The 25,239-nt window shown below is 70.6% G+C and carries 23 protein-coding genes; 8 read left to right on the top strand and 15 right to left on the bottom strand.

Going from position 1 to position 25,239, the window contains the following annotated elements; genetic code table 11:
• Positions 1 to 130 precede the first annotated feature (130 nt).
• Positions 131 to 331 (top strand): DUF5999 family protein, encoded by a 201-nt coding sequence (locus tag AC2XR2_RS40335; RefSeq protein ID WP_491517840.1) that lies wholly within the window; start codon positions 131 to 133, stop codon positions 329 to 331.
• A gap of 14 nt (positions 332 to 345) precedes the next feature.
• Here AC2XR2_RS40335 and AC2XR2_RS40330 read toward each other — a convergent pair whose 3' ends face one another.
• The 9 genes from AC2XR2_RS40330 to AC2XR2_RS40290 all read right to left on the bottom strand — a co-directional run bounded on the left by AC2XR2_RS40330 (position 346) and on the right by AC2XR2_RS40290 (position 10,139).
• Positions 346 to 951, bottom strand: coding sequence for an FxLYD domain-containing protein (locus AC2XR2_RS40330; protein ID WP_491517839.1), 606 nt, complete (start codon positions 949 to 951; stop codon positions 346 to 348).
• Positions 952 to 1,083: 132 nt separating this feature from the next.
• Complete coding sequence (locus AC2XR2_RS40325) at positions 1,084 to 2,385, bottom strand: alpha/beta fold hydrolase (RefSeq protein ID WP_491517838.1); 1,302 nt, start codon at positions 2,383 to 2,385, stop codon at positions 1,084 to 1,086.
• A 120-nt stretch (positions 2,386 to 2,505) separates the two neighbouring features.
• On the bottom strand, positions 2,506 to 3,531 hold the full coding sequence (locus tag AC2XR2_RS40320) for a LacI family DNA-binding transcriptional regulator (protein ID WP_123765869.1): 1,026 nt from the start codon (positions 3,529 to 3,531) through the stop codon (positions 2,506 to 2,508).
• Between the two features lie 78 nt (positions 3,532 to 3,609).
• Positions 3,610 to 5,034: a BNR repeat-containing protein gene (locus AC2XR2_RS40315; RefSeq protein WP_491517837.1), complete on the bottom strand. Its 1,425-nt coding sequence runs from the start codon at positions 5,032 to 5,034 to the stop codon at positions 3,610 to 3,612.
• A gap of 59 nt (positions 5,035 to 5,093) precedes the next feature.
• Entirely contained in the window at positions 5,094 to 5,414 is a 321-nt protein-coding gene (locus AC2XR2_RS40310; protein WP_284436109.1) for an L-rhamnose mutarotase, read from the bottom strand.
• Between the two features lie 25 nt (positions 5,415 to 5,439).
• Positions 5,440 to 6,519: a rhamnose ABC transporter substrate-binding protein gene (rhaS, locus tag AC2XR2_RS40305; RefSeq protein ID WP_381296793.1), complete on the bottom strand. Its 1,080-nt coding sequence runs from the start codon at positions 6,517 to 6,519 to the stop codon at positions 5,440 to 5,442.
• Positions 6,520 to 6,614: 95 nt separating this feature from the next.
• Complete coding sequence (locus tag AC2XR2_RS40300; protein ID WP_330262630.1) at positions 6,615 to 7,592, bottom strand: ABC transporter permease; 978 nt, start codon at positions 7,590 to 7,592, stop codon at positions 6,615 to 6,617.
• On the bottom strand, positions 7,585 to 8,625 hold the full coding sequence (locus AC2XR2_RS40295; protein WP_381296795.1) for an ABC transporter permease: 1,041 nt from the start codon (positions 8,623 to 8,625) through the stop codon (positions 7,585 to 7,587). The genes AC2XR2_RS40300 and AC2XR2_RS40295 overlap by 8 nt, the downstream gene beginning before the upstream one ends.
• Positions 8,622 to 10,139 carry a sugar ABC transporter ATP-binding protein gene (locus AC2XR2_RS40290; protein WP_491517836.1) on the bottom strand — a complete coding sequence of 506 codons (1,518 nt, stop codon included), beginning with the start codon at positions 10,137 to 10,139 and terminating at the stop codon, positions 8,622 to 8,624. The genes AC2XR2_RS40295 and AC2XR2_RS40290 overlap by 4 nt, the downstream gene beginning before the upstream one ends.
• A 274-nt stretch (positions 10,140 to 10,413) precedes the next feature.
• On the opposite strand from AC2XR2_RS40290, the gene rhaI reads away from it, so the two are divergent.
• The 6 genes from rhaI to AC2XR2_RS40260 all read left to right on the top strand — a co-directional run bounded on the left by rhaI (position 10,414) and on the right by AC2XR2_RS40260 (position 18,125).
• The gene (gene rhaI, locus AC2XR2_RS40285) at positions 10,414 to 11,574 is read left to right on the top strand and encodes an L-rhamnose isomerase (RefSeq protein WP_330262633.1); all 1,161 of its coding nucleotides are present in this window, start codon (positions 10,414 to 10,416) and stop codon (positions 11,572 to 11,574) included.
• A 114-nt stretch (positions 11,575 to 11,688) separates the two neighbouring features.
• Positions 11,689 to 13,728 carry a bifunctional aldolase/short-chain dehydrogenase gene (locus tag AC2XR2_RS40280; RefSeq protein WP_491517835.1) on the top strand — a complete coding sequence of 680 codons (2,040 nt, stop codon included), beginning with the start codon at positions 11,689 to 11,691 and terminating at the stop codon, positions 13,726 to 13,728.
• The gene (locus AC2XR2_RS40275; protein ID WP_491517834.1) at positions 13,725 to 15,161 is read left to right on the top strand and encodes a rhamnulokinase; all 1,437 of its coding nucleotides are present in this window, start codon (positions 13,725 to 13,727) and stop codon (positions 15,159 to 15,161) included. The genes AC2XR2_RS40280 and AC2XR2_RS40275 overlap by 4 nt, the downstream gene beginning before the upstream one ends.
• A gap of 71 nt (positions 15,162 to 15,232) precedes the next feature.
• Complete coding sequence (locus tag AC2XR2_RS40270) at positions 15,233 to 15,988, top strand: (Fe-S)-binding protein (RefSeq protein ID WP_491517833.1); 756 nt, start codon at positions 15,233 to 15,235, stop codon at positions 15,986 to 15,988.
• Positions 15,985 to 17,472 (top strand): LutB/LldF family L-lactate oxidation iron-sulfur protein, encoded by a 1,488-nt coding sequence (locus AC2XR2_RS40265; RefSeq protein ID WP_381296805.1) that lies wholly within the window; start codon positions 15,985 to 15,987, stop codon positions 17,470 to 17,472. The genes AC2XR2_RS40270 and AC2XR2_RS40265 overlap by 4 nt, the downstream gene beginning before the upstream one ends.
• Complete coding sequence (locus AC2XR2_RS40260) at positions 17,469 to 18,125, top strand: LutC/YkgG family protein (protein WP_491517832.1); 657 nt, start codon at positions 17,469 to 17,471, stop codon at positions 18,123 to 18,125. Before AC2XR2_RS40265 ends, AC2XR2_RS40260 begins: the two co-directional genes overlap by 4 nt.
• On the opposite strand, the gene AC2XR2_RS40255 is transcribed toward AC2XR2_RS40260, so the two are convergent.
• The 6 genes from AC2XR2_RS40255 to AC2XR2_RS40230 all read right to left on the bottom strand — a co-directional run bounded on the left by AC2XR2_RS40255 (position 18,098) and on the right by AC2XR2_RS40230 (position 24,283).
• Entirely contained in the window at positions 18,098 to 21,067 is a 2,970-nt protein-coding gene (locus AC2XR2_RS40255) for a family 78 glycoside hydrolase catalytic domain (protein WP_491517831.1), read from the bottom strand. The genes AC2XR2_RS40260 and AC2XR2_RS40255 overlap by 28 nt on opposite strands.
• 274 nt (positions 21,068 to 21,341) lie before the next feature.
• The gene (locus tag AC2XR2_RS40250; protein WP_381296810.1) at positions 21,342 to 21,908 is read right to left on the bottom strand and encodes a DUF4291 domain-containing protein; all 567 of its coding nucleotides are present in this window, start codon (positions 21,906 to 21,908) and stop codon (positions 21,342 to 21,344) included.
• Between the two features lie 79 nt (positions 21,909 to 21,987).
• Positions 21,988 to 22,293 carry a hypothetical protein gene (locus tag AC2XR2_RS40245; RefSeq protein WP_491517830.1) on the bottom strand — a complete coding sequence of 102 codons (306 nt, stop codon included), beginning with the start codon at positions 22,291 to 22,293 and terminating at the stop codon, positions 21,988 to 21,990.
• Between the two features lie 65 nt (positions 22,294 to 22,358).
• Positions 22,359 to 22,901 (bottom strand): hypothetical protein, encoded by a 543-nt coding sequence (locus AC2XR2_RS40240; RefSeq protein ID WP_491517829.1) that lies wholly within the window; start codon positions 22,899 to 22,901, stop codon positions 22,359 to 22,361.
• Positions 22,902 to 22,982: 81 nt separating this feature from the next.
• On the bottom strand, positions 22,983 to 23,579 hold the full coding sequence (locus AC2XR2_RS40235; RefSeq protein WP_491517828.1) for a hypothetical protein: 597 nt from the start codon (positions 23,577 to 23,579) through the stop codon (positions 22,983 to 22,985).
• 59 nt (positions 23,580 to 23,638) lie between these two features.
• Positions 23,639 to 24,283, bottom strand: a complete 645-nt coding sequence (locus AC2XR2_RS40230; protein ID WP_491517827.1) for a hypothetical protein — start codon at positions 24,281 to 24,283, stop codon at positions 23,639 to 23,641.
• A gap of 140 nt (positions 24,284 to 24,423) precedes the next feature.
• Between AC2XR2_RS40230 and AC2XR2_RS40225 the strand changes: the two genes are divergently transcribed.
• Positions 24,424 to 25,236, top strand: coding sequence for an ABC transporter ATP-binding protein (locus AC2XR2_RS40225; protein ID WP_491517826.1), 813 nt, complete (start codon positions 24,424 to 24,426; stop codon positions 25,234 to 25,236).
• The last annotated feature ends 3 nt before the right edge of the window (positions 25,237 to 25,239 follow it).

Genomic DNA, 25,239 nt, shown 5'->3' with positions numbered 1-25,239 from the left:
CCGGCTGACGGGAACTCACCGATGAGTTTCCGGCGATGTGGGGGTCTCCACATACAACGGAAAACAAGCTCGGCTACCACAGAGAGACCGGCCGAACGAGGCAGGAGCCGACCGCATCCGAGGAGACGTCATGTGCAGCCACCAGCCCCCGTGCCCCACCGCCGACAGCCCCGGCCACCACGGCGCGGTGATCGTCTCCGCCCATCCCGAACAGGGCTGGAGCCTGCTGTGCAACGGCACCATCGTCTTCGACGACACCGGTGAACTGCTGCCCGACGGTCGCGTCGTGAGCCCGCACCGCACCCTCGGTCCGCTGGCCGTGGCCGCCTGAGCCGACGGCGAGGGTCAATAGCGTTGTGCCTTCGCCAGCTTGGGCGTCAGCACCGGCTCGCTGGGCTTGCGGCTGACGGCGAGGGGCTGGACCTTCTCCCCCGGCTTCAGGTCCTCGGCGCCGACGTACCGGGTCTCCACCGCCTTGCCCGCGGAGTCGAGGAAGTCGACCTGGACGGCGTAGGAGGCCGTCTTGTCGGTCTTGTTGGTGATGGTGACGACGACGGCGAGCAGCCCGCCGGTCGAGGAGCGCGGCTTGCCGGTCATGGTGACGTCGGACATCGCGTTGCCCTGGCCGTCGACCTTGGCGAGCTCGGTCTGCGCGGCCTTGTTGGCGCGTTCCGTCTCCGCGGAGACGGAGGCCTCGAAGGAGGATGCGGCGGCCGAGGCGGAGGCGGCCCGCTCGGAGGCCTCGGCCCGGACCGAGGCCTTCAGCGACGCGAGTGCGGAGGCCGCGTCGCCGGAGAAGGACGCCGTGTCCGGCGCGGTGGGCGTCGGCGAGGAGGCCGAGGAGTCGCCGGAGTCGTCGCCGCACGCGGCAAGGGTGAGCGTGCTCACGGCGGCCAGGGCCACGGTGAGGGCGGCGATCCGGGACCGTCCGTGGGGTGACGGTGTACTCATCGGGTGACGTCCTCTCGACTCCGGCGTCGACACATGGCCGAAATGAACCTTATGCCGGAATCGAGAGAGGGGCATGTCGTCACCGGGAGGCCGCCCGGCACCTCAACTCCTGAACCCCTCGCGTGTTCGGCGTCAGACCTCGTCGCGCGCGAGGGCGAGCAGCCGGTCGAGGACCCGGGGGCCGCCCGCGCGGACGCCGTCGTGCTCGAACTCGTCCGTCACCCAGGTGCGCAGACCGCGGATCGCCCGGGCGGTCGCCAGCGAGTGGGCCGTGTCGACGTACATGTCGTCGTGGTAGACGGCCGCGGCGACCGGGACCTCGTTGACGGCGAGCCGCGCCGGGTCGTACAGGGGCTGCCAGTCGGTGCGGGCGGCGAGGAGTTCGGCGGTCTCGCGCAGCGGGCGCAGGGCGGGATCGCAGTCGAACGTCCAGGGGTGGACGGACTCGCCGGTGAACAGCAGCGGCTCGTCGCCGGCGAGGGTCTTGGCCGCGTCGAACTGCGGGAACTCTCCGCGCACCCGTTCGGCCGACCAGGCGGTGGGCCGCTCGTCCTGGGCGTAGCAGGCCTCGTGGACGAGGGCGTACAGCGGGTGGGAGGCGTACGACATGAGGCCCTGGACCTCTTCCTGGAAGGCGTCGGAGAGCTCGTGGCCCCGCGGGGTGCGGACGAAGGCGTGTTCGAGGAGGAAGTGCAGGCGGTGGCTGCCCTCACCGCCGCCGAGGAGGATGCCGAGCGACTGGAAGGCCTCGACGGTCAGCCGGTGGCCGTTCGGCAGGGTGACGTCGTGGGTGAGCAGGTGGTCGGCGATCCGGCGGGCCCGCTCGACGTCCTGCGGGTAGCGGGCGTAGTGCGCGGTGACCTTGCGCTCGATGCGCGGGTAGGCGGCCCGGTAGACGTCGTCGGCGTGGGCGTCGAGGGAGGGCAGGCCGCCGGTGATGACGGCGGCGGCCAGGCCCTCGGGGGCGAGGGAGAGATAGCTGGTGGTGCAGAAGCCGCCGAAGCTCTGGCCGAGGACGGTCCAGGGGGCGCCGCCGGTGACCTGGGGGCGGATCGCCTCGCAGTCGCGGACGATGGAGTCGCCGCGGAACCGGGCCAGGTAGTCGGCCTGTTCGACAGGGCCGCCGCGCAGCGGGAGCGTCTGGCGGTTGGCGGGGCTGGAGTGGCCGGTGCCGCGCTGGTCGAGCAGGAGGACGCGGTACTCCTTCAGGGCCCGGCCGAACCAGGCGCCCTTGCCGACGAAGCGGTTCGCGCCGAAGCCCGGGCCGCCCTGGAGGTACACCAGCCAGGGCAGGTTCTGGCCCGCCTTGTCGCTCGCGACGGCCTCGCGGGCGTAGAGCTCGATGGTCTCCCCGGCCGGGTCGTCGTGGTCGAGGGGGACGGTGAAGCGGCGGTCGGTGAGGACGAGGCCGGGCTGGCGGTAGGTCGCGGTCAACAGGGCTCCCGGGACGGACGGACATTCTGTGGGCGCGTCCCAGTTGAGCACATGTTCGTCCGCCGGCCGACCCCTTCGATCATGAAATCTTACTGACTCTACGGTCAGCGGGCTGCGAGGTCAGCGGGCCGCGAGGCTGGAGCGGCGCACCACCAGTTCGGGCTGGAGCACCACCCGGCGGTGCTCGTGCCGCTTGCCGGTGGTCTCGGCCTCCGTCTCCTCCAGGAGCAGCTCGGCGGCGAGTGCGCCCATGGTGACGGCGGGCTGGCGGACCGAGGTGAGCGGCACGGCCGCGGCGGCCGCGAACTCGATGTCGTCGTAGCCGACGATGGCGAGGTCGTCGGGGACCGTGACGCCCGCCGCGTACATGGCCTGGAGGACGCCGAGGGCGAGCAGGTCGTTGGCGCAGAACACGGCGGTCGGGCGGTCCGCGAGGCCGAGGAGGCGGGCGCCGGCGTCCCGGCCGGCGGCCACGTCAAGGCGCTCGGTGGGCAGCTCGCGCAGGTGCTCGGGGCCCAGGCCCGCCTCGGCGAGCGCGTTCAGGGCGCCGGTGCGGCGGTCACGGACCTGGTTGAGGCCGGGCGGCCCGCTGACGTAGGCGATGGAGCGGTGCCCGGCGTCCACGAGATGGCGTACGGCGAGCGCGCCGCCGGCGACGTCGTCGACGGAGACCGAGCACTCGGTGGTGCCCTCGGCGACCCGGTCGACCAGGACGAAGGGGATGCCGTGCCGGCGGAAGGAGGCGATGTTGCGGCCGGAGGCGTCGGTCGGGGTGAGCAGCACGCCCCGGACCCGCTGTTCGGCGAAGAGGGAGAGGTACTCGGACTCCTCGCTCGTGCTCTGGGCGCTGTTGCAGACCATCACGCCGAGGCCGTCCTCGCGGGCGGCGCGCTCGGCGCCGCGTGCCACGTCGACGAAGAAGGGGTTGCCCATGTCGAGGACGAGCAGGCCCATGATCCGGCTGCGGCCCGCGCGCAGCTGGCGCGCGGACTCGCTGCGGACGTAGCCGAGCCGGTCTATCGCGGACAGGACGCGCGCCCGGGTCTCGGTGGCGACGGAGTCCGGGCGGTTGATGACGTTCGAGACCGTGCCGACGGAGACTCCGGCGGCACGGGCGACGTCCTTGATACCCACCGACTGGGCCATCGGGCAGGGACCTCCAGGGAACAGGGGGCGGCGGGGGGCCTTCACAGTACCCGCAGGCCGCCCCCGGATCGGATGCGGTCAGGCGGGCAGTGCGAAGTCCACGACGTGGAGCGCCGAGGGGGTCGTACCGCTCGACTTCTCCTGGTACATGAACGACAGCACGTTGTCCTGGGCGATCCGCATCTCGTCGATCACGACCTCGCCGAAGGCGTTCAGGCCGCTGCCGTCGAAGAGGATCTTCCAGTCGGTGTACCCGGAGGCCTTGGAGGCGGCGGCGATCCGGCCGAACGGGAAGACCGCGTAGGCGTTGTCGTACTTGTCCAGGAGCAGCTTGGTGCGCTGGCTGGAGCCGAGCACGACCGGGATCTCGGTCTTCTGCCAGGTGCCCGAGGAGTTCTTGCGGACGTGGAAGGCGCGGCCGTTGGCGGTGCGGTCGTTGACGTAGTTGGTCGTGCACTGGCCGAAGCGGCCGGGGACGTAGCTGATGATCGCGTGGGGCAGGCCCGCGGAGTCGGTGAACTGGCTCTCCTGGTTCATCAGGGAGTGGTCCGGGTTCAGCGGGTCGATCACCAGGCCGGCGTCGGTGACGGCGACCTTGTCGGAGCCGCCGGTGGTGCCGACGACGGTGCCGGCGTTGTTGCGCCAGGTGCGGCCGCGGTCGTCGGAGTAGACGTAACCGGTGTCGTGGTTGGTGATGCCGCCGCTGTTGCACATCACGGCGCCGTTCTGCTCGCGCCAGGTGAAGAAGGAGTGCAGCCGGCCGTTCCGGTCGTAGTCGATGCCGTGCAGGTACATGTTGCGGGCCGTCGAGGAGCCGTGCTCGCTGGTGTAGGTGCCGGTGGAGCTGGACCACTCCCCGAGGTTGGTCCAGGTCGAACCGTCGTACTCGGCGAGGGCGTTGCGGCCGTTGCCGGATATCCCGGCCCGGTAGCTCAACTGGAGCTTGCCGTCGGGGGTGTTGACGAACTGCGGGTAGGTGAACTGGGACGTGAGGGCGAGGCCGTCCAGGGTGGACTGGGGTGCGCCGAAGCGGGCGGCGGTCCAGCTCAGCCCCGCCGGGTTGTCCATGAGGCCGGCGACCGACTTGACGTAGGTGAAGCCGTCGCTGTGCGAGTCCATGTTGAGGTGGAGGCGGCCGTCGACCTTGGAGACGCCCATGGAGATGACGTTGTGGGAGTCGCTGGTCTTCAGGGTGTGGCCGACCTGGACGGTGGACCAGGTGCTCCCGCCGAGGACGCGGCGGCCGACGACGGCGTTCTTGTCGGCGGTGTACCAGACGGCGTACTGGTAGCCCTTGTAGGTCAACAGGCCGTTCTTCTGGAACGAGTTGTTGTTCACCAGGCCGTCGTAGGAGACGAAGAAGACGGCCTGGGCGTCGAGCGTGGTGGTCCCGGTGCGGGTGACCGAGGGGCCGGGGTCGGCGGCGCGGGCGGTGCCGCCGGTGAGCGCGGAGGTGGACATGGCGGACACGATGGCACCTGCGAGCAGCGTGCGTCTTCTCATGGAGCGGCTCCTGCGGTCCTGATGAGGCCGTCTGGGGAGATGGGCCTTACGGGGAGGGGTCAGGCGAGGTGGAACACCTCGGTGAGCGGTTTCATCGCCTCGTCGGGGCGGGCTCCGTCGAGGGACTCGAAGAACTCGCCCATCTCGGCCTGCCAGCGTGCGTTGACCTCGGCGGCTTCCATCCCTGCCTTGGCGGCCTCGAAGTCCTCGGTCTCCAGGTAGCCGACGAGCAGGCCGTCGTCGCGCAGGAAGAGCGAGTAGTTGTGCCAGCCGGTGGCCGAGAGCGCTTCGAGCATCTCGGGCCACACGGCGGCGTGGCGTTCGCGGTACTCGGCGATCCGGTCCTCGCGGACCTTGAGGAGGAAACAGACGCGCTGCATGAAGTACCGCTCCTTCAGGGGGAGATCAGAAGTTGAACTGGTCGATGTTCTTGGCGTCGAACACGGTCGGCTTGCCGAGGTTGATCACGCCGTCCTTGCCGATGGTGTACGTCGTGTCGCCGGCCTTGAAGGTCTCGCCCTCCTTGCCGGTGATCTGGCCGGAGACCAGGGCGACGGCGGTCTGCGCGGCGAGGGCGCCCAGCTTCGACGGGTCCCACAGCTCGAACGCCTCGACGGTGCCGTTCTTGACGTACTTGCGCATGTCGTTGGGGGTGCCGAGGCCGGTCAGCTTGACCTTGCCCTTGTACTTGGAGCCGGAGAGGTACTGGGCGGCCGCCTTGATGCCGACCGTGGTCGGGGAGATGATCCCCTTCAGGTTCGGGTACTCCTGGAGCAGGCCCTGGGTCTGCTGGAAGGACTGCTGGGCGTCGTCGTTGCCGTACGCGACCTTGACGAGCTTGATGTTCTTGTACTTCGGGTCCTTCAGCTCGTCCTTCATGAAGTCGATCCAGGTGTTCTGGTTCGTCGCGGTCTGCGCGGCGGACAGGATCGCGATCTCGCCCTTGTAGCCGATCTGCTCGGCGAGCAGCTGCACCTCGGTGCGGCCGAGGTCCTCGGCGGAGGCCTGCGAGACGAAGGCGTTGCGGCACTCCGGCTTGGTGTCGGAGTCGTAGGTGACGACCTTGATGTCGTTGGACATCGCCTGCTTCAGCGCGGTGCACAGGGCGCCCGGGTCCTGCGCGGACACGGCCATCGCGTTGACCTGCTGCTGGGTGAGCGTGTTGACGTAGGAGACCTGGCCGGCGGTGTCGGTGGCGCTGGAGGGACCGACCTCCTTGTACTTGCTGCCCAGTTCGGTCAGCGCCTGCTCGCCGCCCTTGTCGGCGGAGGTGAAGTACGGGTTGTTGACCTGCTTGGGCAGGAAGCCGACGGTGAGGCCCTTCTTGGTGGCCGCGTTCGGGTCGGCCTTGGCGGTGGAGGCGGCCGAGGCACCCTCGTCCTGCACGTCCTTCTTGGTGGTGCCACCGCACGCGGTGGCGGTGAGGGCGAGAGAGCTGACGGCGGCGAGGGCGACGCAGGCACGCCGGAGGGATGACTTACGCATGACGGAGTTTCCTTTGAAAGAAGGTGAGCGGAAGCGCCCTAGGGGCGCGGGGAACTGCGCGACCAGCCACAACGGGCCCGCAGCCGACCGACGGCCTATCCAGTGGAAGAACGCGCGGCCCTCGCCACAGCGACCTGACGCGCGACCCTGGGGCCGAGAACGGACAACACGAGCAACACACCGGTGACGACGATCTGCGACTGCGCGGAGACGTCCTGCAGACTCATCACGTTCTGCAACGTGCCGAGCAGGAAGACCCCGGCGATGGCGCCGCCCAACGTGCCCTTGCCGCCGTCGAAGTCGATACCGCCCAGCAACACGGCGGCCACGACGGAGAGTTCGAGCCCGGTGGCGTTGTCGTAGCGGGCGCTGGCGTAGTGCAGCGCCCAGAAGATGCCGGTGAGGGAGGCCATCAGGCCGGTCACCGTGAACAGGATGAGCTTCTGCCGCTTGACGCGGATGCCGGCGAACCGGGCCGCCTCCTCGCTCGCGCCGGTCGCGAACACCGACCGTCCGAACGGCGTGGCGTGCAGGACGACCACGGCGATCGCGAAGAGGACGAGGAAGGGGATGAACGCCTGCGGGATGAAGGTGTCCCCGATCCGCCCGGCCGCGAAGTCCAGGTACTGGGTCGGGAAGTCGGTCACCGCGTCGGAGCCGAGCACGATCTGTGCGATGCCCCGGTAGGCGGCGAGGGTGCCGATGGTGACGGCGAGGGAGGGCAGGCCGAGCCGGGTGACGAGCAGGCCGTTGATCAGCCCGCAGACCACACCGAGGACCAGGCAGATCGGGATGATCATTTCGATCGTGAGGCCCTGGTTCCACAGGGCGCCCATCACCGCGCCGGACAGACCGGCGGTGGAGGCGACCGAGAGGTCGATCTCGCCGGAGACCACGAGCAGGGTCATGGGCAGGGCGATCAGCGCGATCGGCAGGGTGTTGCCGATCAGGAACGAGAGGTTCAGCGCGTTGCCGAAGCCGTCGACGGTGCCGAAGGACAGCAGCAGGACCACGATCAGGAGGGCGCCGACGACCGTGTCCCAGCGGATCGCACGCGTGAGGGAGTCAGGCATGGCGGGCGTTCCTCTTCTTCAGGGCGGAGGCCACGCGCAGCGCGACGACCCGGTCGACCGCGATGGCGAGGATGAGCAGGATGCCGTTGATGGCGAGCACCCAGACCGAGCTGACGCCGAGGGCGGGCAGCACGCTGTTGATGGAGGTCAGCAGCAGGGCGCCGAGGGCCGCGCCGTAGACGCTGCCGGAGCCGCCGGTGAAGACCACACCGCCGACCACGACCGCACTGACGACGGTCAGTTCGTAGCCGGTGCCGGTCCCGGAGTCGACGTTGCCGAACCGGGCCAGGTACATCGCCCCGGCGAGGCCGGCGAGGCCGCCGCAGAAGGTGTACGCGGCCAGGATCCGCTTGCGCACCGGGATACCGGCGAGCCGTGCGGCCTCGGGGTTGGAGCCGAGCGCGTACAGCTCGCGTCCGCTGCCGAAGTGCTTGAGGTAGTAGGCGGTGGCGACGAGCACCGCGAGTGCGATCAGCGCCAGCCAGGGCACCGCGGAGATTCCGCCGGAGCCGAAGTTCACGAAGCCGTCGGGGAGGTCGGCCGCGGTGATCTGCCGGGAGCCGACCCAGATGGAGTCGATGCCCCGGATGATGTAGAGCGTGCCGAGGGTGACCACCAGCGCGGGGACCTGGCCGAGGCTGACGAGGAGGCCGTTGAGGAGGCCGAAGCCGATGCCCATCAAGGTCGCGAGCACGATCGCCACGACGGGGTTCCCGCCGCCCTGGAGATACGTGCCGGCGGCGAAGGCGCTGATGCCGAGGGTGGAGCCGACCGAGAGGTCGACGTTCCTCGTGATGACCACCAGCGACTGGCCGGTGGCGACCAGCACCAGGATCGTGGCGTTGAGCAGCAGGTCCTTGATGCCCTGCTCGGTGAGGAAGTCGCTGTTCCCGATCTGGGTGACGACGATCATCACCAGGAAGACGACCAGGATGGCGAGCTCGCGCATCTTGAAGACGCGGTCGACCAGGCGGGTGCCGCTGGACTTGGGCACCTCGGCGGGAGGGGCCTGCTGAGGGGTGGTGACCGTCATGCGGCGGCCCTCCCGGTGGCTGCGGCCATCACGGTTTCCTCGGTGGCGTCGGAGCGCGGGATCTCGGCGGTCAGGCGGCCCTCGTGCATCACGAGCACGCGGTCGGCCATGCCGAGGATCTCGGGCAGGTCGGAGGAGATCATCAGGACGGCCACCCCGTCGGCGGCCAGTTCGCTGAGCAGCCGGTGCACCTCGGCCTTGGTGCCGACGTCGATGCCCCGGGTCGGCTCGTCGACGATGAGCACCTTGGGGCCGGTGGCCAGCCACTTGGCGAGGACGACCTTCTGCTGGTTGCCGCCCGACAGGGTGTTCACCGTGTCGGCGATCCGGGCGTACTTCACCTGGAGCTTGACGGCCCAGTCGAGGGAGCGGCTGCGTTCGGCGCCGCGGTCCATCAGGCCGGCCTTGACGGTCGTCCTCAGACCGGTGAGGCCGATGTTCCGTTCGATGGACATGTCCATCACCAGGCCCTGGGCGCGCCGGTCCTCGGGGACCAGCGCGAGGCCCGCGGCCATCGCGGTGGACGGGGCGCCGTTGACCAGTGCCCTGCCGTCCACGGAGACCTCTCCGGCGTCCCAGCGGTCGATGCCGAACACCGCCCGGGCGACCTCGGTGCGGCCCGCTCCGACGAGTCCCGCAAGTCCTACGATCTCGCCGCGCCTGACCTCGAACGAGACATCGGTGAAGACGCCCTCCCGGGTCAGCCGGCTCACCGTGAGCGCGACCTCTCCGGGCCGTACGTCCTGCTTGGGGTAGAGCTCCTCGAGGTCGCGGCCGACCATGCGGCGGACGAGGTCGTCCTCGGTCATGCCCTCGATCGGCTCGCTGGAGATCCAGGCGCCGTCGCGCAGGGTGGTGACCGTCTGGCAGATCTGGAAGATCTCCTCCAGGCGGTGCGAGATGAACAGGACGGCGGCGCCCTGTTCGCGCAGCGTCTTGACGACACCGAAGAGGCGGGCCACCTCGCTGCCGGTCAGAGCCGCCGTGGGCTCGTCCATGATCAGGACGCGGGCCTCGAAGGACAGCGCCTTGGCGATCTCGACGATCTGCTGGTCGGCGATGGACAGGCCGCGTGCCGGACGGTCGGGGTCGAGCTCGACACCGAGGCGCTGCATCAGGGCCAGGGTCGAGGCGTGCGTGGCCTTGTGGTCGATCCGGCCCAGGGCGCGCCGGGGCTGGCGGCCCATGAAGATGTTCTCGGCGATCGAGAGGTCGGGAAAGAGCGTCGGCTCCTGGTAGATCACGGCGATACCGGCGTCGCGGGCGTCGCCGGGACCGTGGAAGACGACCGGCTCGCCGTCGAGCAGTACCTGGCCGGTGTCCGGTCGGTGCACTCCTGCGAGGGTCTTGATGAGGGTCGACTTGCCCGCGCCGTTCTCGCCGGCGAGGGCGTGTACCTCCCCGGGGAACAGCTCCAGGGAGACGTCCCGCAGGGCGCGGACCGCGCCGAAGGACTTCGAGATGTCCTTGAGAGCGAGTACCGGGGCCGGACCCGTGGTGGACGGGTGGGTCATTGGGGGCTCCTCGACGACGCCGGCGGGACGGCCCTCACGGCGTCGTGAAAGGTTTCAACTTGGTTGCCGGGACGTTAGGCATGGAGCGCATGTCACGTCAATGGGTCCGTGTCGAAAATCTTTCGATGAACTCAGGTCACGGCAGGGTCACGGGCAACAGCCTTGGCCGCAGGGGTTGACACCCTTGCGAGCTACTCATACTTTCCCGTCTTGAATCGTTTCACAGAGAAGCAGTTCGCAAGCCCTTCGGACCCGACGTCACAGGAGCCCTCAAGTGACCGAGCTCGCCGCGGTGAAGGCCGCGCTCAAGACCCAGGCCGTCGAGACGCCGTCGTGGGCGTACGGGAACTCGGGGACCCGCTTCAAGGTGTTCGCCCAGCAGGGCGTACCGCGTACCCCGCAGGAGAAACTGGAGGACGCGGCGCAGGTGCACGCGTTCACCGGGGTCGCCCCGACCGTCGCGCTGCACATCCCGTGGGACAAGGTCGAGGACTACGCCGCGCTGGCGAAGTTCGCCGAGGAGCGGGGCGTGAAGCTGGGCGCCATCAACTCCAACACCTTCCAGGACGACGCCTACAAGCTGGGCAGCATCTGCCATCCGGAGGCGGCCGTACGGCGGAAGGCTCTCGACCATCTGCTGGAGTGCGTCGACATCATGGACGCGACGGGCTCCACGGACCTCAAGCTGTGGTTCGCCGACGGCACGAACTATCCCGGTCAGGACGATCTGCGGGCCCGGCAGGACCGGCTCGCCGAAGGTCTCTCCGAGGTGTACGACCGTCTGGGTGACGGGCAGCGGATGCTGCTCGAGTACAAGTTCTTCGAGCCGGCCTTCTACTCGACGGACGTGCCGGACTGGGGGACGGCGTACGCGCACTGCCTGAAGCTCGGGGAGAAGGCACAGGTCGTCGTCGACACGGGGCACCACGCGCCGGGGACCAACATCGAGTTCATCGTCGCCACGCTGCTGCGGGAGGGGAAGCTCGGCGGGTTCGACTTCAACTCGCGGTTCTACGCGGACGACGACCTCATGGTGGGGGCGGCGGATCCGTTCCAGCTGTTCCGGATCATGTACGAGGTCATCCGTGGCGGTGGCTTCACGCCCGACGTGGCGTTCATGCTCGACCAGTGCCACAACATCGAGGCGAAGATCCCGGCGATCATCCGGTCCGTGATGAACGTGCAGGAGGCGACGGCGAAGGCTCTGCTGGTCGACCGTGAGGCTCTTGCCGTGGCTCAGCGCGAGGGGGATGTTCTCGAGGCGAACGCCGTGCTGATGGATGCGTACAACACGGATGTGCGGCCGCTGCTTGCGGAGGTGCGTGGGGAGATGGGGCTCGACGCGAACCCGATCGCCGCGTATCGGAGGTCCGGGTGGGCGGAGAAGATCGTGGCCGAGCGCGTTGGTGGGGAGCAGGCCGGGTGGGGGGCGTAAGCGTCTGCCACGTTCCGAAGACTGCGGTCTGCCGGCCGTCTGTGGCTGGTCGCGCAGTTCCCCGCGCCCCTAAAAGCACAACCTCGCCCTTTCCTCAGTAAGGAACCGAAAGTCATGGCTACCCATCCCGAAGCCGCCGCCCTTCTCGCTCGTTCCCGTCGGCTTGGCTCCGATCCCCGTAACACCAACTACGCCGGGGGCAACGCGTCCGCCAAGGGGACCGACACCGATCCCGTCACCGGGGGTGATGTGGAGCTGATGTGGGTCAAGGGGTCCGGGGGTGATCTCGGGACGCTGACCGAGGCCGGGTTGGCCGTGCTGCGGCTGGACCGGATGCGGGCGCTCGTCGACGTGTACCCGGGGGTCAAGCGCGAGGACGAGATGGTCGCCGCGTTCGACTACTGCCTGCACGGCAAGGGCGGTGCCGCTCCCTCCATCGACACCGCGATGCACGGGCTCGTCGAGGCCGCCCACGTCGATCATCTGCATCCTGATTCCGGTATCGCTCTCGCCTGCGCCGCCGACGGGGAGAAGCTGACCGCCGAGTGCTTCGGGGACACCGTCGCCTGGGTGCCGTGGCGGCGGCCCGGGTTCCAGCTGGGGCTGGACATCGCCGCCATCAAGGCCGCCAACCCGCAGGCCGTCGGGGTCGTCCTCGGCGGCCACGGCATCACCGCCTGGGGCGACACCGCCGAGGAGTGCGAGAAGAACTCGCTGCACATCATCCGGACCGCCGAGAAGTTCCTTCAGGAGCGCGGCAAGGCCGAGCCCTTCGGGCCCGTCATCGAGGGGTACGGCCCGCTCGGCGAGGCCGAGCGGAAGGAGCGGGCCGCCGCGCTCGCGCCGTACGTCCGGGCCCTCGCCTCCCAGGACAAGCCGCAGGTCGGGCACTTCAACGACTCCGAGCCGGTGCTGGAGTTCCTGGCGCGTGCGGAGCACCCGCGGCTCGCCGCGCTCGGCACCTCCTGCCCCGACCACTTCCTGCGCACCAAGGTGCGGCCGCTCGTCCTCGACCTGCCGCCGACCGCTCCGCTGGAGGAGGCCGTCGCGCGGCTGGACGCGCTGCACGCCGAGTACCGCGAGGAGTACGCCGCCTACTACCGGCGGCACGCCCTGCCCGACTCCCCCGCCATGCGCGGCGCCGACCCGGCGATCGTGCTGATCCCGGGTGTCGGCATGTTCTCCTTCGGCAAGGACAAGCAGACCGCCCGGGTCGCCGGCGAGTTCTACGTCAACGCGATCAACGTGATGCGGGGCGCGGAGGCCGTCTCGTCGTACGCGCCGATCGAGGAGTCCGAGAAGTTCCGCATCGAGTACTGGGCGCTGGAGGAGGCCAAGCTCCAGCGGATGCCGAAGCCCAAGCCGCTCGCCACGCGGGTCGCGCTGGTCACCGGTGCGGGCAGCGGTATCGGCAAGGCCATCGCCGAGCGGCTGGTCGCCGAGGGCGCGTGTGTCGTGGTCGCCGACCTCAACGCCGAGAACGCCGCCGCGGTGGCCGAGGAACTCGGCGGGCCCGACAAGGCCGTCGCCGTGACCGTGGACGTGACGGACGAGGAGCAGATCGCCCAGTCGTTCCGCGCCGCGGTGCTGGCCTTCGGCGGCGTGGACCTCGTCGTCAACAACGCCGGCATCTCCATCTCCAAGCCCCTCCTGGAGACGTCGGCGCGCGACTGGGACCTCCAGCACGACATCATGGCGCGCGGTTCCTTCCTGGTGTCCCGCGAGGCGGCCCGGGTGATGATCGCGCAGAAGCTGGGCGGCGACATCGTCTACATCGCCTCCAAGAACGCCGTGTTCGCCGGCCCCAACAACATCGCCTACTCCGCCACCAAGGCCGACCAGGCCCACCAGGTCCGGCTGCTCGCCGCCGAGTTGGGTGAGCACGGCATCCGCGTCAACGGCGTGAACCCGGACGGCGTGGTGCGCGGGTCCGGCATCTTCGCCGGTGGCTGGGGTGCCCAGCGGGCGGCCGTGTACGGGGTGGAGGAGGAGAAGCTCGGCGAGTTCTACGCCCAGCGGACCATCCTCAAGCGCGAGGTGCTCCCCGAGCACGTGGCGAACGCCGTGTTCGCGCTGACCGGCGGGGAGTTGACCCACACCACCGGCCTGCACGTCCCGGTCGACGCCGGCGTCGCGGCCGCCTTCCTGCGATGAGCGGGTCCGTGAAGTCGTACGCCGCGGTCGACCTCGGCGCGTCCAGCGGACGGGTCATGGTCGGCCGCGTCGGCCCCGACAGCCTGGAACTGACCGAGGCCCACCGGTTCGTGAACCGGCCCGTGCGGCTGCCCGAGGGCCTGCGCTGGGACATCCTCTCGCTCTACGGCGGTGTCCTGGACGGGCTCCGGGCCGCCGGGCAGGTCGACTCCGTCGGCATCGACAGCTGGGCCGTGGACTACGGGCTGCTGGACGCCGACGGGGCCCTGCTCGGCAACCCGGTGCACTACCGGGACTCCCGCACCGAGGGCGTCGCCGAGAAGGTGTGGGCGACCGTGCCCGCGCCGGAGTTGTACGCGGCGACCGGGCTCCAGTACGCGCCCTTCAACACGCTGTACCAGCTGGTCGCCGACCAACTCGCCGGGGCCGAGCGGCTGTTGCTCGTCCCCGATCTGCTCACCTACTGGCTCACCGGCGAGCAGGGCACCGAGCTCACCAACGCCTCGACGACCCAGCTGATCGACCCCCGGACGCGCGGATGGTCGTACGACATCGCCTCGCGTCTCGGTATCGACCTGGAGTTGTTCGCGCCGCTGCGGCAGCCGGGTGATCCGGCGGGAATGCTGCGGCCCGAGGTGCTGGAGGAGACGGGCCTGCGAGGGCCGGTCCCGGTCACGGCCGTCGGCTCGCACGACACCGCCTCCGCGGTGGCCGCCGTCCCGGCGTCCGGTGAGCGGTTCGCCTACATCTGCACCGGCACCTGGTCCCTGGCGGGGCTCGAACTGGACGCGCCGGTGCTGACGGAGGAGAGCCGGGCCGCCAACTTCACCAACGAACTGGGGCTCGACGGCACGGTCCGGTACCTGCGGAACATCATGGGGCTGTGGCTGCTCCAGGAGTGCGTGCGGGCCTGGGGCGACCCGGACCTGGGCGAACTGCTGCTGGAGGCGGCCAAGGTGCCGGCGCTGCGGTCGGTGGTGGACGCGGGCGACGCGAGGTTCCTCGCGCCGGGCCGGATGCCGGAGCGGATCGCCGAGGCGTGCCGTGCCTCGGGGCAGCCGGTGCCCGAGACGCCCGCCGAGGTCACGCGGTGCATCCTCGACTCGCTGGCCCTCGCCCACCGCACGGCGGTCGAGGAGGCGCAGCGGCTCGCCGATCACCCCGTCGACGTCGTGCACGTCGTCGGGGGCGGTACCCGCAACGCCCTGCTGTGCCAGCTGACCGCCGACGCCTGCGGGCTGCCGGTGGTGGCGGGACCGACCGAGGCGGCCGCGCTCGGGAACGTGCTGGTCCAGGCGCGGGCCCACGGGCTCGTGAGCGACCTCGCGGGCGGGCGCGCGCTGCTCACCCGGACCCAGCCGCTGACCCGGTACGAGCCCCAGGGCGACCCCGCGCGGTGGCGCGAGGCGCAGGCCCGGCTCGCCGGGTCCTGACCTGGCTCTCCCCCCGGCTTCTCCCCCGGGCTACGCTGCACTCATCCGATGATCGACCACAAGGAGCCGCGATGCGTGTCGCCCTGTTCCTGACCTGTGTCAACGACACGCTCTATCCGGACACCGGGCGCGCTGTGGTGAAACTGCTGACCAGGCTGGGCGTGGACGTCGACTTCCCGATGTCCCAGACCTGCTGCGGGCAGGCGCACTACAACACCGGCTACCGTCATGAGGCGGAGCCGCTGGCCCGGCATTTCTCCGATGTCTTCCGGGACTACGAGGCGATCGTGACGCCGTCCGGCTCGTGTGGGGCGATGGTGCGGGAGCTGTATCCGCGGATGGGTGAGCGGGCCCGGGCCGAGGGGCGCGGGGAGGGCCTGGCGACCGCGCTGGCGCCGGTGGTGCCCAAGACGTACGAGCTGACGGAGTTCCTGGTGGACGTGCTGGGGGTGACCGATGTCGGGGCGTACTACCCGCACACGGTGACCTATCACCCGACCTGCCACGGGCTACGCGGTCTCGGGCTCGGCGACCGGCCCCGGCGGCTCCTCCAGGCGGTCAAGGGGCTGGAGCTGAAGGAGCTTCCGGGCGCCGACGAGTGCTGTGGCTTCGGCGGCACCTTCGCGCTGAAGAACTCCGATGTCTCGGCGGCGATGGGCGCGGACAAGGTGCGCAACGCCGAGTCGACCGGCGCGGAGGTGCTGTGCGCGGCCGACAACTCGTGTCTGATGCACATCGGGGGCACGATGGGCCGGCTGGCGTCGGGCATGCGGCCGGTGCACATCGCGGAGATCCTGGCGAGCACGGAGGAGGAACCGGCCGTATGAGCGGGACGTTCGTAGGGATGCCGGCCTTCCCCCAGGCCGCGCACGAGGCCGTCAACAACCAGACCCTGCGCGGCAATCTGCGCCACGCCACCCACACCATCCGCGCCAAGCGGGCCAACGCCGTCGCCGAGGTCTCCGACTGGGCGGAGCTGCGCGAGGCCGGCAAGCGGATCAAGGACCACACGCTGCGCCATCTCGACCGCTACCTCGTGCAGTTGGAGGAGTCGGTGGTGGCGGCCGGCGGCACCGTGCACTGGGCCGCCGACGCCGACGAGGCCAACGAGATCGTGACGCAACTCGTCAAGATGACCGGCGAGTCGGAGGTCGTCAAGGTCAAGTCGATGGCCACGCAGGAGATCGGGCTCAACGAGGCTCTGGAGGCCGCGGGCATCCGGGCCTACGAGACCGATCTCGCCGAGCTGATCGTGCAGTTGGGCAAGGACCGGCCCTCGCACATCCTCGTCCCGGCGATCCACCGCAACCGGGGCGAGATCCGGGACATCTTCGAGCGCGAGATGAGCGAGTGGGGCCGCCCGGCCCCCGAGGGGCTCACCGACACGCCCGCCGAGCTGGCGGAGGCGGCACGGCTGCACCTGCGGGAGAAGTTCCTGCGCGCCAAGGTCGGCGTCTCCGGCGCCAACTTCATGGTCGCCGACACCGGCACCCTGGTGGTCGTGGAGTCCGAGGGCAACGGGCGGATGTGTCTGACCCTGCCCGAGACGCTCATCTCGGTCGTCGGCATCGAGAAGATCGTGCCGACCTGGCAGGACCTGGAGGTCTTCCTCCAGACCCTCCCCCGCTCCTCGACCGCCGAGCGCATGAACCCGTACACGTCCACCTGGACCGGCACCACCGACGAGGACGGCCCGCAGAACTTCCACCTGGTCCTGCTCGACAACGGCCGCTCCGACACCCTCGCCGACGAGGTCGGCCGCCAGGCCCTGCGCTGCATCCGCTGCTCGGCCTGCCTGAACGTCTGCCCGGTGTACGAGCGGGCCGGCGGACACGCCTACGGCTCGGTCTACCCGGGCCCGATCGGCGCGATCCTCAGCCCCCAGCTCCGGGGCACCGCGAGCGAGATCGACGCCTCGCTGCCGTACGCCTCCTCGCTGTGCGGGGCCTGCTACGAGGTCTGTCCGGTCGCCATCGACATCCCGGAGGTGCTGGTGCATCTGCGGGAGCGGGTCGTCCAGGGCGGCCCGGTGGTCCGTGAGGGCAACAAGGTGGTGCTCAAACCGGCCAAGGGGCACGCGGCCGAGCGGGCGGCGATGCGGGCGGCCCGCTGGGCGTTCGCCCACCCGGGTGTGCTGCGCACCGGCCAGCGGGCGGCCTCCCGCACCCGACGGCTGCATCCGCGTACCCTGCCGGGTCCCGGCAAGGCGTGGAGCGGTACCCGGGATCTTCCGGCCGTGCCCGCGGAGCCGTTCCGCGACTGGTGGCAGCGGACCGACGGCGGCACCTCCGAGACGGGAGGCTCGAAGTGAGCGGCAGGGAACGGATCCTGGGCCGGGTGCGGCGCGCGCTGGCCGACGCCCCGGGTGAGGACGCCCCGATCGAGCGGGCCTATCTGCGGGAACACGGCGACCGGAGCGTCGAGGAGACCGTGGAGCTGCTGGCCGAGAACCTTGCCGACTACCGGGCGATCGTGCACCGCTGCACGACGGCCGACCTCCCCGCCACCCTCGCCGGGATGCTGGCCGCGCGGGGGGCGAAGACGGTGCTCGTGCCGCCGGGCCTGGAGCCGTCCTGGCTCGCGGAGGCCGCGGCCGGGCAGGTTCCGGACCGGGTGGAGAGCACCCCGGACGAGCTGGACCGCGTCGACAGTGTGGTCACGGCGTGCGCGGTGGCGATCGCGGAGACCGGCACGATCGTGCTGGACGGCTCACCCGACCAGGGCCGCCGCCGCATCACGCTCGTGCCCGACCATCACATCTGTGTCGTACGGGTCCCGGACCAGGTCGTCTCCTCGGTGCCGCAGGCCCTCGAACGCCTCGACCCGGTACGCCCGTTGACCTGGATCTCCGGTCCTTCGGCGACCAGTGACATCGAGCTGGACCGGGTCGAGGGGGTGCACGGTCCGCGCACCCTGGAGGTGGTACTGGTGGCTGATCAGGCGAGCGCGGAGGTCAACTCGTAGCGCCCGGAGGGCAGTTCGTAGGAGGCGACGCCGTCCTCGAAGCCCAGGTGCCGCACTCCCCTGACGCGTGACAGGGGGGTGTGGCCCTCGCACACGGAGCCGGGGTCGGCCGTGGGGATGCGCAGGGTCGCGGTGCTGTTGGCGGGGACGGCGATCCGGTGCGTGAAGCGGCTCTCGCGCACCGTCCACGCGCTGACGATCTCGCCGTACGGCGACCGGTGCGAGCCGGTGACCCGGGTGATCCGGCCGGTCGGGTCGAGGTGGGGCCGCAGGAAGAAGTGCTTGAAGCCGGGGTGGGCCGGGTCCTTGGCGATGCCGGCCATGCTCTCGTACATCCACTCCATGATCGCGCCGTAGGAGTAGTGGTTGAACGAGTTCATCTCGACCGGCCCGAAACCGTCCTCCTTGGAGTAGGAGTTCCAGCGCTCCCAGACGGTCGTCGCGCCGTTCTTCACCGAGTACAGCCAGGACGGCATGGCGTCCTGGTGCAACAGCTCGTACGCCAGCTCCACCTGTCCCTCCTCGGTGAGGACGGGCGCGAGGACGTTGACGCCGAGGAAGCCGACCGACAGGGTGTTCTCGGCGTGTCCGGCGCGCGTGCTGTCGGGGTGGGCGGCCTTGTAGGCGGCGGAGTTGCCGATGTTCTGGGCGAGGAGCTCGACGAGCCGGCGACGCTGCTCGCCGGTGTCGTACAGGCCGAGTCTGAGGATCCAGAGCAGGGCGGTCTGGGTGTCGTCCTCGGGCCGGGTGGGGCTGTCTCCGGGGGTGTACGGCGGCGGGTCGCCGAGGCTGGAGCGCACCATGAGCCGACCGTCCTCGGCGCTCAAGTACCTGGCGACGAAGGCCCGTTTGATCCGCGCGAAGAGCTCCTCGTAGGCGTGGGCCTCGGCGGTGCGGCCGGTGGCGCGGGCCATGTCCGCCATGAGCCGGGCGCTGTAGGCGTAGTAGGCGTCGCTGACGAGCCGGGTGCTGGTGACCTGGAAGGCCAGCCAGTCGCCGAAGATCGCGCCCTGTCCGGCACCGGTACCGCCGGTGCGTGCGTGGATCCAGTCCATGTAGGCCGTCATCGCGTCCCAACTGCGGTCCACGATGGTGGAGTCGCCGCTCATCTGCCACACGGTCCAGGGCACGACGATCCCGCAGTCCGCCCAACCGCTGGCCGGGACCGGCTCGTTGTAGCGGGCGCCGGGCGCGATCCAGGGGAACTGCGCGCCGTCGGCGCCGTAGGTGCGCTGGGAGTCGATCAGGATGTCCTGGAAGTGGCTCAGGAAGGCGACGGAATCGGCGTTGTAGAGGCCGGTGCCCGCGAAGACCTGGGTGTCGCCGGTCCAGCCGCAGCGTTCGTCGCGCTGCGGGCAGTCGGTGGGGACCCACAGGTAGTTGCCGCGCTGGCCCCAACGGACGTTGCTGATCAGCTGGTTGATGTCGGGGGCGTCCGTGGTGATGTCGCCGATGTCGTGGAGGGCGGAAGTGGCGACCCGGGCGGTCGCCTCGGTGAGGGTGACGGTGTCGGTCGTGGTGACGGAGAGGTACCGGAAGCCGTAGAAGGTCAGGGAGTCCTGGTGGGTCTCGCCCTTAGGGTCGCCCTTGAGGATGTAGGTGCTGGTGGCCTTGGCCGTGCGGAGGTTCGCCCGGTAGACGGAGCCCTCGGGGCCGTCGGCGCCCGCGCCGGTGCCGTTGAGCGTCTCCCCCGGCGCGAAGGTGACGTGGGTGCCGGCCGGGCCGCGGAGGGTGTAGCGGGGGACGCCGACGAGGTTCTGGCCGAAGTCGATCACGGCGGTGTCGCCGGGGTGCAGGGTGACGGAGGCGGTGGCGGCCCGCGCGGGGTCGGTGACCGTGCGGTCGGGGTCGGCGACGAAATCGCTTCCGCCCGTGTGGACGGCGATCGACCGCGGGCTGCGGTCCCACTGCGGCACCAGCCGGGCCGACTCGCCCGGGTAGGCCACGAGTCGGGAACCGGGGAACCTGGTGGTGAAGTCGTGTTCCTCGACGCCGGACCAGGCGGAGGCGTCGAAGCCGTTCGCGGTCCAGCCGGGCAGTTCCCGGCGGGCGTCGTAGGTCTGGCCGTCGTAGAGGTCGTCGGCGCGGTAGGGGCCGGTGTCCGTGGCCCTCCACTCGTCGCCGGGCGCGGTCACCACGGTCTGGGTCGAGCCGTCCTCGTAGCGGATCAGGAGTTTGGCCTTGAGGGCGAGGCGGTTGCCGTCCTCGGCGTAGTAGACGCTGTTCTCGGAGACCCGGCCGTTGTACCAGCCGTTGCCGAGCACGGCCGCGAGGGTGACCTGCCGTTCGTCCGCGAGCAGGCCGGTCACCTCGTAGGTGAAGTAGCTGACGGTGGTGTCGTAGTTGGTCCAGCCCGGGGTGAGGAGTTCCCGGGTGGGGCGGCCGTCCTGGGGGACGGTGACGCGGCGGCCGTTGACGTAGGCGTCGTACACGCCGAGCGCGGAGATGTAGAGCCGGGCTTCGTGCACCCGGCCGCCGGTCAGGGCCGTCTGCCTTCTCAGGAGCGGCGCGCCGGGGCTGTTCGGGGCCTTGCCCGCCATGGTGATCCACTGCGCGCCGTCCCAGCCGGTCACGCCGTCGGTGCTGAGCAGGCCGGTCTCGAAGCGGTCGGTGGGGGCCTCGGGGAGCCGGTGGCCGTTCTCGTCCCAGACCTCGACCGTCCAGTGGTAGCGGGTCGAGGGCTTCAGCGGGGGGCCGGCGTAGCGCACGGCCACGGAGTCCGCCGAGTCGACCCGGCCGCTGTCCCAGACGTCCGCGCGGCGGGCGGTGAGACGGTCGGGGGTGGACGCGACCAGGACGCGGTAGGCCGTCTGTCGCCTACCGCGCACCCGGGAGGCGGTGCGCCAGCCGAATCCGGGGCGGGCCGCGTCCACGCCGAGCGGGGTGGTGCGGTGTTCCACGGTGAGGCCCTCGACGGCGGTGCGGTCGACTCCGTCGGTCATGCCGGTGTCCCTTCGGCTGCTGGGAGTTGTGTCGATTCAGCCCGGTCGGCGGTCGAATGTGGATGCTGTACCCACACGTGTCTACTGGCCGGGCGGGCGAATGTGTGCCAGGCGCGCATGTGAACTGTGCAAAGGCTGATTCCTGGCGTCGCCGGCGGGTGGGCGTCGCCCCCGGTGGGAGGTCGTCGAGGGGACGTCCCACCGGGGGGCTGGATTGTGTGCCGCGCGCACGGCGCTGCCGCTGTGCCAGAGCTGACGTCCCGCCAGGAGGCCGTCACCCACTCGGCGCCAGGAGGCCGTCCAGCGATCGTGGCAGGGGATACACCCGTTCCGCGGGGAACAGCCGCCGGGCCTGGGCGGCGTGCCCGGTCCGGGTCAGGGCCGCCGCCTTGCGGACCTGGGGCGTGAGGTCGGTGAGGCCGACGATCCAGTCGTCGGTGAAGGTGCGGATCAGCCGGCGGCCGATGCCGACCTGGATGCTGTAGTGGTTCAGCGCCGCTCCGCGCAGCGAGCGTTCCGGGTCCCACTGGACGTGCACGGCCGCCTGGGCCACGGCTGCCGGATCCGCGGTCGTGAGCACGGCCTGGGACAGTGCCTCCTCCCAGCCCTCCCGGGTCATCCGTACGGCGAGGACGCGCTCTTGGCCGGGCTTGCGAGCCCAGTTGCTGCGGTGCATGAGCCACGGGAGCGAAGGCTTGATCCATGTCATCCGGTGGAACGAGAACGGCGCGACGAAGCGGCCGGCGCGCAGTGCCGCGTCGGCTATGGCAGGCGCGTAGGCCTGGTAGACCACGATCGTGTCGGTGTCGTAGTCTGCGCGGATCTCGTACTGGGCTGCCATGGGCTGCACCTTGTCATCCGCGACCTCCGCACCACGAACCCTTTTTCCTGCTCAGCGGGCGGACGTCAGTGGGCAGGCGTCAGCGGGCGAGGTCGAGCGACGCGATCCAGGACGCGAAGTCGGTGGACACGACCTCGAAGTCCGCGGGCTCCAGATCGCCCAGGCCGGAGGAGAACACGGCGGGGTCCGGGTCGCCGGCGCGCAGGAGGAATCCGCGGCCGCCGCTGTCGTCGCCGACGAGGAGGAAACCCGGTGCGTAGAGCGCGACTTCGTAGGTGGCGTTGCGCTCACCGATGTCCGCCGTGGAGTACACCGCGACACCGGACTCGGTGAGAAGGCCGTTCCGCACGCTCCACAGTTCTTCCAGCGCGGACGGGAGGCTCATCGCTGTCTCGGTCCGCGCCCGCAGCACATCGGCCGCAGTCGCCGGTGCCGAACTCGTACCCGGTGTCATCCGCGGCCCTTCATGGCGGCGAGTCGGACAGCCCACTCGCGTTCGGCCGTGGCGAGGCCGCGCTCCAGTGTCTCGACGAGTGCCGTCCGGCTCACCGACGCCACCGTCGGCTCACCCCGGAGCTCGGTGCCCGAGTCGGGACCGCCCACCTCACGTACCCGGCAGGCCAGGTGCACCATGTCCCCGTCGGGGAAAGCGAACGCGGTCACCTGGTCGGTGCACTCCCCCCACTCCAGGAACTCGCACCGCGCGAGGTCCTCCTCGTCCCCGGAGGAGGTCGCGGTACGGGTGTCGTCGTACATCCACCCCTCCGCGATGCGGAAGGCCTCGGCGGGCGAGGTGAACCCAGCCGGCGGCGGGGTCGGGGTGCGCAGGCGACCCAGCTCGTCCTTGAGCTTCTTGACCAGCAGCGGTGGGTAGAAGGCGTTGTCCCACGTGTTCACCTGGAGTCCGCCGACGAAGACGTCCACGCACAGCAGACCCGGGTTCCGCTCGACGTGGAACTCCAGACCGAAACCGGCCCGCGACCCGAACAGCACACCGACCTCCCCACCCCGGACACGACACCTCTCACGGCCGCACCCTACTGATCCACTGTCGACACACGGCCCAGTGCCTCGTCAGGTGTAGACGATCGGGCAGTTCCGGCGCAGGGAGTGCTGCGCGGCGCGGAGATACAGCGCCACGTAGAACGCCGCGTCCAGGTCCTCTCCCCACGGTCCGGGTCGGGCGCCCGCCACCCGCTCCGCGTCGCCTTCGAGGAACCAGGTGGTGAGGTCGAGGTTGTCGCAGGCCTCGGGTATCGCGTCCAGGGGCAGTCGCACGGCCTCGGCCAGCCGGCGCGTCAGGTCGAGGACCCGGGGTGCTGCGGCGATCACCGTGGTGTCCGAGTAGGCGGACTCGACGGGCAGTTCGATCTCCTCGTCGAGCGGGACCGGCACCAGTACCGACCAGTCGAGGAGGGTCCCCGGCCCGGAGGGCGCCAGATGGGCGTGGGCGAGCCGGACGAAGCCGTCCATGGAGGGCACCAGCTTCTCCTCGAACCGCGTCCCCGATCCGCGGACGAGTCGCGTGGCCTCGTCGGGCACGGACTCGTACGACGGCAGCCCCCGGCGGCGCAGCTCCTCGTTCAACCCCGTGGCGACGGCCCCCCGGCCTTCCTCCTCGTCCGGGTCGAACCACTCCCGCGCACCCACACTCACCAGATAGATCCCCATGCCCCGAAAGCTACAGCGCACCACTGACAACGCCCCGCGGCACCGCTACGGGCGCTCGGTCAGGGGCGGGTCAGCAGGAGCGTCGGCAGCGTGTCCGCCAGGATCCGCTCACGGGGCAGGGTGAGGCCGAACTGCTGCTGGAGCACCTCCAGGCAGGTCCGGTGCACGACCTGGTGGTCCAGGTCGTCGTCGGGAAGTCCGGCTGCGGTGAGCCGCTCCTGGACGGCGGCGACGACCTCGGGGTCGCCCTCGGGGCTGCCGTGCCCCCAACTGCCGTCCAGGTGCAGGTTGAACACGCACATCCGGTTCCCGTCGTGGCGGTAGGTGAAGCTCGGGGGCACCGGCTTGCCGTTCTCCTCCTCGTACTCCAGCTGGAAGACGTGCAGTCCGCCCCGGTCGACCGGTCGGCCGCCGCTGCCGAACTCCCCCTGCCAGCCGCCGTACTTGATGACGTACGACCACTCGTCGAGCTCGCCGTGCCGCAGGGCGATGCCGTCCAGGACGTCTCCGTAGAGGCCCTCCATCAGGTCCTGCACCTGACGGCCCGTCAGTTCTCCGATGGGCCGGGGTGCGTACGGCCGGTGGGTGGTCTCGGCGATCCGCCGCGCCAGCGACTCCGACTCCAGGTCGGGCGCGATCACCACGCTGTAGCCGCCCCAGGCGATGGACTGCGGTGCGGCGAGCCAGGCTATTCCGTCGGTCATGCGACCACCCTGCCGTATGGCGCCGAGGGGTGTCGGTGAGTACACCCCCGAAGACGGGTTCTGCCCCCCATGTGCCCGCGCCGCCGTCTCCGTAGCTTCTTCAGCGAGGCACATGGGGTGCCGCACGAAGGGGGACGACGATGTCGCGCACCGGCTCACGACGCAGGCACGACCCGGGACCCGCCGCCGAGGCGCTGCGGCTGGTCAAGGTCCGCAAGACGTACGGCACGGGCGACAGCGCCGTGACCGCCCTGGACGGGATCACCCTGAGCCTCGGCCGGGGCACCTTCACCGCGGTGATGGGGCCCTCGGGGTCGGGCAAGTCCACGCTGCTCCAGTGCGCGGCCGGTCTGGACCGGCCGGACAGCGGGATCGTACGGGTGGACGGCACGGAGTTGACGGGCGGCGGCGAGGCGGAGCTGACACGGTTCCGGCGTGGCCGGGTGGGCTTCGTGTTCCAGCAGTACAACCTGCTGGAGACGCTGACGGTCGCGCAGAACACCGTGCTGCCGCTGAAGCTCGCGGGCCGCAGGATCGACCGGCGCAGGGCCGAGGACGTCCTCGCCTCCGTCGGGCTCGGGGACCGTCTCGGGCACCGCCCCGACCAGCTCTCCGGAGGTCAGCGGCAGCGGGTCGCGATCGCCCGCGCGCTGGTCACCGACCCCCGCGTGATCTTCGCGGACGAGCCGACGGGAGCCCTGGACACCCGCAGCGCGCGGGAGGTGCTGCGGCTGCTCCGGGAGGCGGTGCGGGTGCACGCCAGGACCGTGGTGATGGTGACCCACGACCCGGTCGCCGCCTCCTACGCCGACGCGGTGCTGTTCCTGGCGGACGGCCGGCTCGCGGGCCGGATGGAGGCGCCGACGCCGGACACGGTCGCCGAGCGGCTGGCGCACCTCGGCGACGAGCCGCGCCTCACGCATATGGGCAACGACATGTCGGCGGGGGTGTGAGCG

This window comes from Streptomyces sp. LS-MS-L19 (assembly GCF_058382285.1).
The sequence above is the reverse complement of the archived record's forward strand: the minus strand, read 5'-3'. Positions and strand labels throughout refer to the sequence as shown.